This window comes from Pseudomonas sp. NBRC 111123, assembly GCF_001320205.1.
Classification (GTDB): Bacteria; Pseudomonadota; Gammaproteobacteria; order Pseudomonadales; family Pseudomonadaceae; genus Aquipseudomonas; species Aquipseudomonas putida_J.
This window is the reverse complement of the sequence record NZ_BCAZ01000001.1, coordinates 143800-155641: the sequence shown is the minus strand read 5'-3', so window position 1 is coordinate 155641 and position 11842 is coordinate 143800. Positions and strand designations below refer to the sequence as shown.

At 64.1% G+C, this 11842-nt stretch carries 11 protein-coding genes; 6 read left to right on the top strand and 5 right to left on the bottom strand.

The genetic code is table 11. From position 1 onward, the window contains the following. Positions 1–29: 29 nt before the first annotated feature. From APH27_RS00710 to APH27_RS00695, 4 genes are all read left to right on the top strand, one after another. A complete protein-coding gene (locus APH27_RS00710) occupies positions 30–1817 on the top strand; it encodes an N-acetylglutaminylglutamine amidotransferase (protein WP_060483729.1) in 1788 nt (595 codons plus the stop codon). A gap of 3 nt (positions 1818–1820) precedes the next feature. Then, entirely contained in the window at positions 1821–3566 is a 1746-nt protein-coding gene (gene ngg, locus APH27_RS00705; RefSeq protein ID WP_060483728.1) for an N-acetylglutaminylglutamine synthetase, read from the top strand. Positions 3567–3663: 97 nt separating this feature from the next. Beyond that, a complete protein-coding gene (locus APH27_RS00700; protein ID WP_060483727.1) occupies positions 3664–4848 on the top strand; it encodes an osmoprotectant NAGGN system M42 family peptidase in 1185 nt (394 codons plus the stop codon). Between the two features lie 55 nt (positions 4849–4903). Next, on the top strand, positions 4904–5131 hold the full coding sequence (locus tag APH27_RS00695; RefSeq protein ID WP_003252629.1) for a YheU family protein: 228 nt from the start codon (positions 4904–4906) through the stop codon (positions 5129–5131). 150 nt (positions 5132–5281) lie between these two features. On the opposite strand, the gene csrA is transcribed toward APH27_RS00695, so the two are convergent. Together csrA and APH27_RS00685 are read right to left on the bottom strand one after the other, a co-directional pair. Next, positions 5282–5464 carry a carbon storage regulator CsrA gene (csrA, locus tag APH27_RS00690; protein ID WP_027918162.1) on the bottom strand — a complete coding sequence of 61 codons (183 nt, stop codon included), beginning with the start codon at positions 5462–5464 and terminating at the stop codon, positions 5282–5284. Between the two features lie 127 nt (positions 5465–5591). Further along, positions 5592–6401: an SDR family oxidoreductase gene (locus APH27_RS00685; RefSeq protein ID WP_027918161.1), complete on the bottom strand. Its 810-nt coding sequence runs from the start codon at positions 6399–6401 to the stop codon at positions 5592–5594. A 312-nt stretch (positions 6402–6713) separates the two neighbouring features. Between APH27_RS00685 and APH27_RS25485 the strand changes: the two genes are divergently transcribed. Continuing rightward, the gene (locus APH27_RS25485; RefSeq protein WP_012271016.1) at positions 6714–6866 is read left to right on the top strand and encodes a DUF3309 family protein; all 153 of its coding nucleotides are present in this window, start codon (positions 6714–6716) and stop codon (positions 6864–6866) included. A 52-nt stretch (positions 6867–6918) separates the two neighbouring features. Here the strand turns inward: APH27_RS25485 and APH27_RS00680 are convergent, their stop codons facing one another. The 3 genes from APH27_RS00680 to APH27_RS00670 form a co-directional block, all read right to left on the bottom strand. Continuing rightward, a complete protein-coding gene (locus APH27_RS00680; RefSeq protein ID WP_027918160.1) occupies positions 6919–8583 on the bottom strand; it encodes a cation acetate symporter in 1665 nt (554 codons plus the stop codon). Next, positions 8580–8891: a DUF485 domain-containing protein gene (locus APH27_RS00675; RefSeq protein WP_027918159.1), complete on the bottom strand. Its 312-nt coding sequence runs from the start codon at positions 8889–8891 to the stop codon at positions 8580–8582. The genes APH27_RS00680 and APH27_RS00675 overlap by 4 nt, the downstream gene beginning before the upstream one ends. 222 nt (positions 8892–9113) lie before the next feature. Then, positions 9114–9974, bottom strand: a complete 861-nt coding sequence (locus tag APH27_RS00670; protein ID WP_027918158.1) for a glycine betaine ABC transporter substrate-binding protein — start codon at positions 9972–9974, stop codon at positions 9114–9116. A gap of 197 nt (positions 9975–10171) precedes the next feature. Between APH27_RS00670 and APH27_RS00665 the strand changes: the two genes are divergently transcribed. Then, a complete protein-coding gene (locus APH27_RS00665) occupies positions 10172–11740 on the top strand; it encodes a hypothetical protein (protein WP_060483785.1) in 1569 nt (522 codons plus the stop codon). The last annotated feature ends 102 nt before the right edge of the window (positions 11741–11842 follow it).

Below are 11842 nucleotides of genomic sequence, written 5' to 3'. Positions count from 1 at the left end.
TTCCCCAACGGAAAAACCGGTAAGGACTTATGTGCGGATTAGCTGGAGAGTTGCGTTTCACCCCCATCGACCAAGCCCCTCGCCCAGCCGACCTGGCTGCGGTAGAGCGCATAACCCATCACCTGGCGCCCCGAGGCCCAGACGCCTGGGGCTTCCATAGCCAAGGCCCGATCGCCCTCGGCCATCGCCGACTGAAGATCATGGACCTGTCCGACGGCTCGGCGCAGCCGATGGTCGACAACACTCTGGGCCTGTCGCTGGCCTTCAACGGCGCCATCTACAACTTCCCCGAACTGCGCCAGGAGCTGCAGGACCTGGGCTACAGCTTCTGGTCCGAAGGCGACACCGAGGTGTTGCTCAAGGGTTACCACGCCTGGGGCGCGGCCTTGCTGCCCAAGCTCAATGGCATGTTCGCCCTGGCCATCTGGGAGCGCGACAACCAGCGCCTGTTCCTGGCCCGCGATCGCCTGGGCGTCAAGCCGCTGTACCTGTCGCGCAACGGCGAACGCCTGCGCTTCGCCTCGACCCTGCCGGCGCTGCTCAAGGGTGGCGACATCGACCCGATGATCGACCCCGTGGCGCTCAACCACTACCTCAACTTCCATGCCGTGGTGCCAGCGCCACGCACGTTGCTGGCCAACGTGCAGAAGCTCGAACCCGGCACCTGGATGCGCATCGACCGCCACGGTGAAATCGAACGTCAGACCTGGTGGCAGCTGCACTATGGCCCCAACCCGGACGAGCGCGACCTCGACCTGGAGGGCTGGACCACCCGCGTGCTCGACGCCACCCGCGATGCCGTGGCGATCCGCCATCGCGCAGCCGTGGACGTTGGTGTGCTGCTGTCTGGCGGTGTCGACTCCAGCCTGCTGGTAGGCCTGCTGCGCGAAGTTGGCGTGGATGACCTGTCGACCTTCTCCATCGGCTTCGAGGATGCCGGCGGCGAACGCGGCGATGAGTTCCAGTACTCCGACCTGATCGCCAAGCATTACGGTACCCGCCACCACCAGCTGCGCATCGCCGAGCACGAGATCATCGAGCAGTTGCCAGCCGCCTTCCGCGCCATGAGCGAGCCGATGGTCAGCCATGACTGCATCGCCTTCTACTTGCTGTCGCGGGAAGTGGCCAAGCATTGCAAAGGCGTGCAGAGCGGCCAGGGCGCCGATGAGCTGTTCGCCGGCTACCACTGGTACCCGAAAGTGGACGGCGCCGAGGATGCCTTCGCCGCCTACCGTGACGCCTTCTTCGACCGCAGCCATGACGAGTACCGCGACACCGTCCAGGCCCCTTGGCTGCTGGAAACCGACGCTGCGGGCGACTTCGTCCGCGAGCACTTCGCCCGCCCTGGCGCACCCGATGCCGTGGACAAGGCACTGCGCCTGGACAGCACGGTGATGCTGGTGGACGACCCGGTCAAACGGGTCGATAACATGACCATGGCCTGGGGCCTGGAAGCACGCACGCCGTTCCTCGACTACCGCCTGGTCGAGCTGTCAGCGCGCATTCCGGCACGCTTCAAGCTGCCCGACGGTGGCAAGCAGGTGCTCAAGCAGGCCGCGCGGCGGGTAATCCCCCACGAAGTGATCGACCGCAAGAAGGGCTACTTCCCGGTGCCCGGCCTCAAGCACCTGGAAGGTGCGACCCTGGGCTGGGTGCGCGACCTGCTGACCGACCCGAGCCAGGACCGTGGGCTGTTCAACCCGGCCATGCTCGACCGCCTGCTGAGCAACCCACACGGCCAGCTCACCCCGCTGCGCGGCTCCAAGCTGTGGCAGCTGGCGGCCCTGAACCTGTGGCTCAGCGAACAAGGAATCTGACCGATGAAAGCCCACGAAATCGCTTACGGTCAGCGCCTTCTGCGCGGCCAGGCGCCGTCCTACGAGCGCCTGCAGGCGCGCCTGGCCGGCGACGGCAGCGAGCCCCACGACCAGCCGCGGGCCTTGCACTGTGGCTGGGGCCGCCTGCTGATCGGCCACACCTACCCGGACGCCGCCAGCCTTGCCGCCGCGCTGCAGGACGAACGCCCCGGCGAGCGCGACATCGCCCTGTACGTGGCGGCGCCCCAGCAGTTGCTGGCGCAAGCCCCGCAGCAGCTGTTTCTCGACCCCTCCGACACCCTGCGCCTGTGGTTCACCGACTACCGCCCGGCGCAGCGCGTGTTTCGCGGCTTCCGCGTGCGCCGGGCACAGAACCCCGGCGACTGGCAGGCGATCAATACCCTGTACCAGGCGCGCGGCATGCTGCCGGTCGACCCCGAACGGGTTACCCCGCGCCACCTCGGTGGCCCGGTGTACTGGCTGGCCGAGGATGAAGACAGCGGCGCGGTAATCGGCAGCGTCATGGGGCTGAACCACAGCAAGGCGTTCGACGACCCCGAACACGGCAGCAGCCTGTGGTGCCTCGCCGTAGACCCGCAGTGCACCCGCCCGGGCGTTGGCGAGGTGCTGGTGCGCCACCTGATCGAACACTTCATGAGCCGTGGCCTGACGTATCTGGACCTGTCGGTGCTGCACGACAATCGCCAGGCCAAACGCCTGTACGAGAAGCTTGGTTTTCGCAACCTGCCGACCTTCGCGGTCAAGCGCAGGAATGGCATCAACCAGCAACTGTTTCTTGGCCCCGGCCCGGAAGCCGGCCTCAATCCCTACGCCCGCATCATCGTCGACGAGGCCTTGCGCCGTGGCATCGAGGTACAGGTTGACGATGCCGCTGGTGGCCTGTTCACCCTCAGCCTCGGTGGTCGCCGCATTCGCTGCCGCGAGTCGCTGAGCGACCTGACCAGCGCCGTGACCATGACCCTGTGCCAGGACAAGCGCCTGACCCAACAGGCCCTGCACAACGCCGGGCTGCAGGTGCCGGCGCAGCAGCTGGCCGGCAATGCCGACGACAACCTGGCGTTTCTCGACGAGCATGGCGCGGTGGTGGTCAAGCCGGTGGATGGCGAACAGGGCCAGGGCGTGGCGGTCAACCTGACCTGCATCGAGGAAGTGACCCAGGCCGTGGAAAATGCCCGCCGCTTCGACAGCCGCGTGCTGCTGGAAAGCTTCCATGCCGGCAGCGACCTGCGCATCCTGGTGATTGGTTATGAAGTGGTGGCAGCGGCGATTCGCCACCCGGCCCAGGTAATCGGTGATGGCAAGCACACGGTCCGCCAGCTGATCGAGGCACAGAGTCGTCGGCGCCAGGCGGCTACCGGTGGCGAAAGCCGCATACCGCTGGATGACGAGACCGAGCGTACCCTGCACGGCGTGGGCCTGGGCTACGACGATGTGCTGCCGGCCGGCCAGCGCGTGGCGGTGCGGCGCACGGCCAACCTGCATACCGGTGGCACACTGGAGGACGTGACCGAACGCCTGCACCCGGTACTGGCCGATGCGGCGGTGCGTGCGGCGCGAGCGCTGGAAATCCCGGTGGTGGGCCTGGACTTCATGGTCCGCGATGCCGAGCACCCGGATTACGTGATCATCGAAGCCAACGAGCGCGCCGGGCTGGCCAACCACGAACCGCAGCCGACGGCTGAACGGTTTGTCGACCTGCTGTTCCCTCATAGCCGGCCTCTGGCATGACACATCAATGGCCTCTTCGCCGTTCTCAGGGGATGTGAGATTCCTGTGGGAGCGGGTTCACCCGCGAAGAGGCCAGTACAGGAAACGAGGAATCCCCATGACCGAACGACTCCCCGAACCCGACCTCGACTACCTCAAGCGCGTCCTCCTGGAGATGCTCGCCATCCCCAGCCCGACCGGTTTCACCGACACCATCGTGCGCTACGTGGCCGAACGCCTGGATGAACTGGGCATTCCCTTCGAGCTGACCCGCCGCGGCACCATCCGCGCCACTCTCAAGGGCCGCCAGAGTTCGCCCGACCGCGCCGTGTCGGCCCACCTCGACACCATCGGCGCCAGCGTACGCCAATTGCAGGACAACGGCCGCCTGGCCCTGGCGCCGGTGGGCTGCTGGTCAAGCCGCTTCGCCGAGGGCAGCCGGGTCAGCGTGTTCACCGACACCGGCGTGTTCCGCGGCAGCGTGCTGCCGCTGATGGCCAGCGGCCACGCCTTCAACACTGCGATCGACCAGATGCCGGTCAGCTGGGAACACGTCGAGGTGCGCCTGGACGCCTACTGCACCACCCGCGCCGACTGTGAAGCACTCGGCATTGCCATCGGTGACTTCGTCGCCTTCGACCCGCTGCCGGAGTTCACTGAAAGTGGCCACATCAGCGCTCGCCACCTGGACGACAAAGCAGGCGTGGCAGCCCTGCTGGCGGCACTCAAGGCAGTGGTGGAAAGTGGCCGTCAACCGCTGATCGACTGCCACCCGTTGTTCACCATCACCGAAGAAACCGGCTCTGGCGCTGCCGCTGCCCTGCCCTGGGATGTCAGCGAGTTCGTCGGCATCGACATCGCCCCGGTCGCCCCCGGCCAGGCCTCCAGCGAGCATGCGGTGAGCGTGGCCATGCAGGATTCTTCCGGGCCGTACGATTACCACCTGTCACGCCACTTGCTGAAGCTGGCCGGCGACCAGGATGTCCCGGTACGCCGCGACCTGTTCCGCTATTACTTCAGCGATGCGCACTCGGCCGTGACTGCCGGACATGACATCCGTACCGCGCTGGTGGCGTTCGGCTGCGATGCAACCCACGGCTACGAGCGGACCCATATCGACAGCCTGGCCGCGCTCAGCCGCCTGCTCTCGGCCTACCTGCTCAGCCCACCAGTGTTCGCCAGCGATTCGCAACCGGCCAATGCCTCGCTCGAGCGCTTCAGCCACCAGCTGGAGCACGATGCGCAGATGGAGAGCGACACCCGGGTGCCGGCCGTGGACAGCCTGGTAGGAAACAAAAGCTGATGGGCGCAGAATCGCGTAGCATGCAAGGCCTGATGAACAAGACCGTGCGCTGCCCATGCTGATCCCCTACGACCAACTGCAAGCCGAAACACTGACCCGCCTGATCGAGGACTTCGTTACCCGCGATGGCACCGACAACGGCGACGACACCCCGCTGGAAACCCGCGTGCTGCGGGTGCGCCAGGCGTTGGCCAAGGGCCAGGCGTTCATCCTCTTCGACCTGGAGAGCCAGCAGTGCCAGTTGCTCGCCAAGCATGATGTGCCCCGCGAACTGCTCGACTGACATCGAGCCGTTCGCAGGTGCTGCAGGAGCGGCCTTGTGTCGCGAATGGGCCGCAAAGCGGCCCAGGATATCAGCGGCGACGCCGAGAATACTGGGGCTGCTGTGCAGCGCTTAGCGACGCAAGGCCGCTCCTACATGGGCCGGCGCAGGTCAATCAGCCTTGCGCTCTGCCGCCGCCTTGATGCGCCGATAGACTTCGGCCCGGTGCACCGACACATTGCGTGGTGCTTCCACGCCAAAACGCACCATGCCATTGCGCGACTCCACTATCTTGATCCGAATATCGTCACCCACAGTGATGACTTCGCCTACTTCACGCCCAATCACCAACATGCTCCGGCCTCCTCGCAACAGGAAAAGTCGCAGAGTGCTTGGGGATATTCGTCTGGACAATACTTCGCCAGCAATTCAGAGCAGGCCTACAAGGCCAGGTAATTTCTCCTACAGACAACGCCTGCAATCAGCGCGGTTGCGCCTTGGCCCGCATCTTTAACGCCATGTCCGCCATCTCGTCGTACAGCCGCTCCGGGGTTTGCCGTTTGAGTTGCCAGGCCTGGCGCCCGGCCTCATGGGGCAGGATCAGGAACTCACCCGCGGCGACTTGTTGATGGATGTAGTCAGCAATATCTGCCGCACTGATCGGTGAGCCCTCCAGGAGTTTGCCGACCTGAGCCTTCATCGCCGGGTTCGGCCCGCGGAAGGAGTCGAGCAGGTTTGTCTGGAAGAACGACGGGCATACCACGTGCACCGCCACTTCAAGCTGGCGCAGCTCCACCAGCAGGCTTTCCGACAGCGCCAGCACACCAGCCTTGGCAACGTTGTAGTTGCTCATCCCCGGCCCCTGCATCAAGGCCGCCATCGAAGCCACGTTGATGATGCGCCCCTTGCTGCGTTCGAGCTGCGGCAGGAACGCCTTGCAGCCTTTGACCACGCCCATCAGGTTGACCGCGATCTGCCAGTCCCAGTCCTCCAGCGACAGCTCGGCGAAGAAACCGCCCGAGGCGACACCAGCGTTGTTGACGATCACATCGATGCCGCCGAACCTTTCTTCGCAGGCCTGGGCCAGGGCAGTGAGCTGGCTGTAATCGCGCACGTCGCAGCGCTGGACGAAGCCATCGCCGCCTGCAGCCCTTGCCATTTCCAGGGTTTCGCGCAGGCCCGCTTCGTTGACATCGGCCAGCGCCAGGCTCCAGCCCTCGCGCGCCCAGCGCAGGGCGATCTCGCGGCCGAGGCCGGAGCCGGCGCCAGTGATCATGATGCGGTTTTGCATGGTGGCACGCCTTGTTCTGACAGGTTGTGCAACGAGTCTAATCAAGGCCTTCGTGGGTGGCAGGGTTCATCAGGATAGTGAATAGGCAGGCATGACTGCGTGGTCAGGTCCGGCCTCTTCGCGGCTAAAGCCGCTCCCACAGGTACTGTACTGGCCTCAGGCCTGAGGTGATCCCTGTGGGAGCGGCTTTAGCCGCGAAGAGGCCGGCACAGGCAGTATTCAAATGGAATCTTTCGCAAGCGGCAGCAGTCCGAATTAGCAAGAGGCCAGCAATCCGAGGCCCTTGACCCTCAACCACGCAAGGACTCCGTCATGACCACGATTCTCATCATCATCCTGATCCTTCTGCTGATTGGTGGCTTACCGGTCTTTCCGCACTCGCGCAGCTGGGGCTATGGCCCATCCGGCATCGTCGGCGTGGTGCTGGTGATTCTGCTGGTGCTGTTGTTGTTAGGCATGATCTAGCCGGCACAAACGAAAAACCGCGCCGAGGCGCGGTTTTTCATTGCCGGATGGATCAGTGCGAAACGGCGCCGGAAGCCCCCAGGCCGGTCTGCGAGCGGACGAACTGCGGGAAGAACTTGGCACGCTCGTCATCCGCGGCCTTGGACTTGTCGGTGACCGAGAAGAACCAGATACCGACGAAGGCGATGATCATCGAGAACAGCGCTGGGTATTCGTACGGGTAGATGGCTTTTTCATGACCAAGGATCTGCACCCAGATGGTCGGGCCAAGGATCATCAGGCCAACCGCACTCACCAGGCCCAGCCAGCCGCCAATCATGGCGCCACGGGTGGTCAGCTTCTTCCAGTACATCGAGAGCAGCAGCACCGGGAAGTTGCAGCTGGCGGCGATGGAGAACGCCAGGCCGACCATGAAGGCGATGTTCTGCTTCTCGAACAGGATACCCAAGCCGATCGCCAGCACGCCAAGGGCGATGGTGGTGATCTTCGACACGCGGATCTCGTCCTTGTCGTTGGCCTTGCCCTTGCGCCAGACGCTGGCGTAGAGGTCGTGGGAAACCGCCGAGGCACCGGCCAAGGTAAGGCCGGCCACCACTGCCAGGATGGTGGCGAAGGCCACGGCCGAGATGAAGCCGAGGAACACGCTGCCACCCACGGCATCGGCCAGGTGCACCGCCGCCATGTTGTTGCCACCGATCAGGGCGCCAGCGGCGTCCTTGAATTCCGGGTTGGTGCTGACCAGCAGGATTGCACCGAAGCCAATGATGAAGGTGAGGATGTAGAAGTAGCCAATGAAGCCGGTCGCGTACAGCACGCTCTTGCGCGCTTCCTTGGCGTCACTGACGGTGAAGAAGCGCATCAGGATGTGTGGCAGGCCAGCGGTACCGAACATCAGCGCCAGGCCCAGCGAGAATGCCGAGATCGGGTCCTTGACCAAGCCGCCCGGGCTCATGATTGCCTCGCCCTTGGCGTGCACCTTGATCGCTTCGGAGAACAGCGTGTTGAAGTCGAAGCCGACGTGCTTCATCACCATCAGTGCCATGAAGCTGGCACCGGACAGCAGCAGCACCGCCTTGATGATCTGTACCCAGGTGGTGGCCAGCATGCCGCCGAACAGCACGTACAGGCACATCAGGATACCCACCAGGATTACCGCGACGTGGTAGTCCAGGCCGAACAGCAGCTCGATCAGCTTGCCCGCGCCCACCATCTGCGCGATCAGGTAGAACGCCACCACCACCAGCGAACCGGAGGCCGACAGCGTGCGAATTTCCTTCTGCCCGAGACGGTAAGAGGCGACGTCGGCGAAGGTGTACTTGCCGAGGTTGCGCAGGCGTTCGGCAATCAGGAAGAGGATGATCGGCCAGCCGACCAGGAACCCGATCGAATAGATCAGGCCGTCGTAGCCGGAGGTGAACACCAGGGCGGAAATACCCAGGAACGAGGCCGCCGACATGTAGTCACCGGCAATCGCCAGGCCGTTCTGGAAACCGGTGATCTTGCCACCGGCAGCGTAGTAGTCCGCCGCCGACTTGTTGCGTTTGGAAGCCCAGTAGGTGATGCCGAGGGTGAAGGCGACGAAGGCCACGAACATGGCGATCGCCGGGACGTTCAGCGGTTGTTTCTGCACCTCGCCGGTCAGGGCATCGGCGGCCCACACGGCGGGTGCGAAGGCTCCGCAGGCCAGTACGGCCAAGGCTTTGGCGTGGCGAATCATTGTTGCGCCTCCTTCAGGATGGCCTTGTTCAGCTCATCGAACTCGCCGTTGGCGCGGCGCACGTAGATGGCGGTCAGGACGAATGCCGAAACGATCAGGCCGACGCCCAGGGGAATACCCCAGGTAATCGACGAGTCAGGGCTGAGCTTGGCGCCCAGAATCTGAGGACCGTAGGCGATCAGGAGGATGAAGGCACAGTAGAGGCCGAGCATGATCGCCGAAAGTATCCAGGCGAACCGTTCACGTTTGCTGACCAGCTCCTTGAAGCGCGGGCTGTTTTGTATCGAGAGGTAAATGCTGTCGTTCATTGTTTTTGTCCTAGCAGCACAGGTAGGGGATGGAACCCACACCCTTACTTTATGCAGCTGTTGGACGCCAACCAGACGACCTTAGTCTTAGATGCAACGGTGTTTTACCGATTGCGTAACAAACAGAGGGGCCTTTCGCGGATAAATCCGCTCCTACAGGCGTTGCATGCCCCTGTAGGAGCGGATTTATCCGCGATGAATCAAAACTGGCCCTAGCGGCAGTTACTTGCCAGTCCACTCCTTCACGCGATCAGGATGCTTGGCCACCCAGTCCTTGGCCGCCGCCTCAGGCTTGGCGCCTTCCTGGATCGCCAGCATCACCTCGCCGATCTCATCCTTGGACTGCCAGCTGAACTTCTTCAGGAAGTCCGCCACTTCCGGTGCCTTGGTCGCCAGCTCCTTGCTGCCGATGCTGTTCACGGTCTCAGCCGCGCCATACACGCCTTTCGGGTCTTCGAGGAACTTCAGCTTCCACTTGGCGAACATCCAGTGCGGCACCCAGCCGGTCACTGCAATCGACTGTTGCTTGGCATACGCGCGGCCCAGCTCGGCGGTCATCGCCGCGCCGGAACTGGCCTGCAGTTTGTACCCGGTCAGGTCGTAGTCCTTGATCGCCTGGTCGGTCTTGATCATCACCCCGGAGCCGGCATCGATACCGACGATCTTTTGCTTGAAGCTGCTGTCGGTCTTGAGGTCGGCAATGCTCACGGCCTTGACGTACTCGGGGACGATCAGGCCAATCTTGGCATCCTTGAAGTTCGCGCCGTAGTCGACCACGTTGTCCTTGTTCTTGGCCCAGTATTCACCGTGGGTTACCGGCAGCCAGGCCGAGAGCATGGCGTCGAGCTTGCCGGTGGCCACACCCTGCCACATGATGCCGGTGGCAACCGCCTGCAGCTTCACGTCGTAGCCGAGTTTCTGCTTGATTACTTCCGCGGCCACGTTGGTGGTCGCCACACTGTCGGCCCAACCATCCACGTAACCAATGCTTACTTCTTTGGCCATGGCCTGTGCAGCGCCCATGGCCAATACCAGGGCGGTGCCCACACCCAGGAAACGGCGCATTCTTGTAAAAGTAGCCATCAAAGCATCCCCTCGTCAGGTCTTGGAGATTGCATCATCTTCCTGCAACAAAGGTCGACCTGCTCCCACTGCGACCTGTACCTGCCCCATATGCGACAGCACTGTGCCATTAGCGGCATCGGCCTACGCCGGCCTGCGCGATCCTTGCATGCCAAAGGATTGGCGCCGGGCTACTATCTAACGTTTTGCGCCTGACGATGGACCGCCCGATGCCTGATGCTTCCCGCTTGTTGCTGCCGTTGTACCTGCTCGCCTGCCTGCTTGCCCTGCTCGGCCTGGGGGCGCTCTGGTACGGGCTGGGCAAGCCCGTCGTGCTGCCCGACGCAGCCAGCCCCACGCATAAACTGCAGTGCGCGTCGTACACGCCGTTCGACAAGGACCAGTCGCCATTCGACCAGCCCTTCCGCCTGCGCCCTGCGCGCATGGACGCCGACCTGGCGTTGCTGGCCGAGCGATTCCAGTGCATCCGCACCTATTCCATGACCGGCCTTGAGGCAATCCCGGCGTTGGCACGCAAGCATGGCCTGAAGGTGATGCTCGGGGCCTGGGTCAACGCCAACCCGGTCGACACCGAGAAGGAGGTAGCCGCGCTGATCGCCGCCGCCAATGCCAACCCGGACGTGGTCAGCGCGGTAATCGTCGGCAACGAGGCGCTGCTGCGCAAGGAAGTCACCGGCGAGCGGCTGGCCGCGCTGATCAACACGGTGAAAAGCCAGGTCAAGGTGCCGGTGACCTACGCCGATGTCTGGGAATTCTGGTTGCAGCACCCGCAGGTGGCGCCAGCAGTGGACTTTCTGACCATCCACTTGTTGCCCTACTGGGAAGACGACCCGCGCGGTATCGACGACGCCCTGGTGCATGTCGCCGAGGTACGGCGGGCATTCGGCACCCGCTTTGCGCCCAAGGACATCTTCATTGGCGAAACCGGCTGGCCCAGCGAAGGCCGCCAACGCGAGACCGCCGTCCCCAGCCGGGCCAACGAGGCACGTTTCATTCGGGGGTTCGTCAGCATGGCCGAGGCCAATGGTTGGCACTACAACCTGATCGAAGCGTTCGATCAGCCGTGGAAGCGCGCCAGCGAAGGCGCTGTGGGTGGTTATTGGGGGCTCTACGATGCCGACCGCCAGGACAAGGGAGTGCTCGAAGGGCCGGTCAGCAACCTGCATTACTGGCCGCAGTGGTGGCTGGCAAGCGTGCTGTTGATGGTGGCCACGCTGCTGATGGCCGGGCGCCCTGCTACACCGCTGGCGGCCTTGCTGCTACCGCTGCTGGCCGCCTTTGGCGCGGGCTGCCTGGGTTTGTGGGGCGAGTTGATGCGCACCCATGCGCGGTTTGCCGGGGAATGGCTGTGGGCAGTGGTGCTGGCCGGGTTGAACCTGCTGGTGCTGGCCCATGCAGCTTTGGCCCTGGTGCACCGCACAGGCTGGCGCGAGCGACTGTTCGGTTGGCTACAGGCGCGGGCGGGATGGCTATTGCTGGCGGCGGGGTTTGCCGCGGCGGTGAGCATGCTGGCGATGGTGTTCGACCCGCGCTACCGCAGCTTCCCGAGCGTGGCGCTGGCATTGCCGGCGGTGGTGTACCTGCTGAGGCCGGTGGCTTCACGGCGAGCGGAGGTGGCGTTGCTGGCGTTCATCGTCGGTGCCGGGGTGTTGCCGCAGTTGTATCGGGAAGGTTTGGAGAATCAGCAGGCCTGGGGCTGGGCGGTGGTCAGTGTGTTGATGACTGCAGCGCTCTGGCAGAGTGTGCGGTTTGCCAAACGCTTGTAGGAGCGGCCTTGCGTCGCGAATGGGCCGCGTACCGGCCCCAGCATTCTCGGCGTCGCCGCTGATATCCTGGGGCCGCTCTGCGGCCCTTTGGCGACCCAAGGC

What these genes read in the sequence shown, in the direction of transcription:
- APH27_RS25485 (WP_012271016.1), top strand. Translation starts at nt 6,714, where the DNA reads ATGACCACGATTCTCATCATCATCCTGATCCTTCTGCTGATTGGTGGC.
- APH27_RS00710 (WP_060483729.1), top strand. Translation starts at nt 30, where the DNA reads ATGTGCGGATTAGCTGGAGAGTTGCGTTTCACCCCCATCGACCAAGCC.
- APH27_RS00675 (WP_027918159.1), bottom strand. Translation starts at nt 8,891, where the DNA reads ATGAACGACAGCATTTACCTCTCGATACAAAACAGCCCGCGCTTCAAG.
- APH27_RS00685 (WP_027918161.1), bottom strand. Translation starts at nt 6,401, where the DNA reads ATGCAAAACCGCATCATGATCACTGGCGCCGGCTCCGGCCTCGGCCGC.
- APH27_RS00665 (WP_060483785.1), top strand. Translation starts at nt 10,172, where the DNA reads ATGGACCGCCCGATGCCTGATGCTTCCCGCTTGTTGCTGCCGTTGTAC.
- APH27_RS00680 (WP_027918160.1), bottom strand. Translation starts at nt 8,583, where the DNA reads ATGATTCGCCACGCCAAAGCCTTGGCCGTACTGGCCTGCGGAGCCTTC.
- APH27_RS00670 (WP_027918158.1), bottom strand. Translation starts at nt 9,974, where the DNA reads ATGGCTACTTTTACAAGAATGCGCCGTTTCCTGGGTGTGGGCACCGCC.
- APH27_RS00700 (WP_060483727.1), top strand. Translation starts at nt 3,664, where the DNA reads ATGACCGAACGACTCCCCGAACCCGACCTCGACTACCTCAAGCGCGTC.
- APH27_RS00695 (WP_003252629.1), top strand. Translation starts at nt 4,904, where the DNA reads ATGCTGATCCCCTACGACCAACTGCAAGCCGAAACACTGACCCGCCTG.
- ngg (WP_060483728.1), top strand. Translation starts at nt 1,821, where the DNA reads ATGAAAGCCCACGAAATCGCTTACGGTCAGCGCCTTCTGCGCGGCCAG.
- csrA (WP_027918162.1), bottom strand. Translation starts at nt 5,464, where the DNA reads ATGTTGGTGATTGGGCGTGAAGTAGGCGAAGTCATCACTGTGGGTGAC.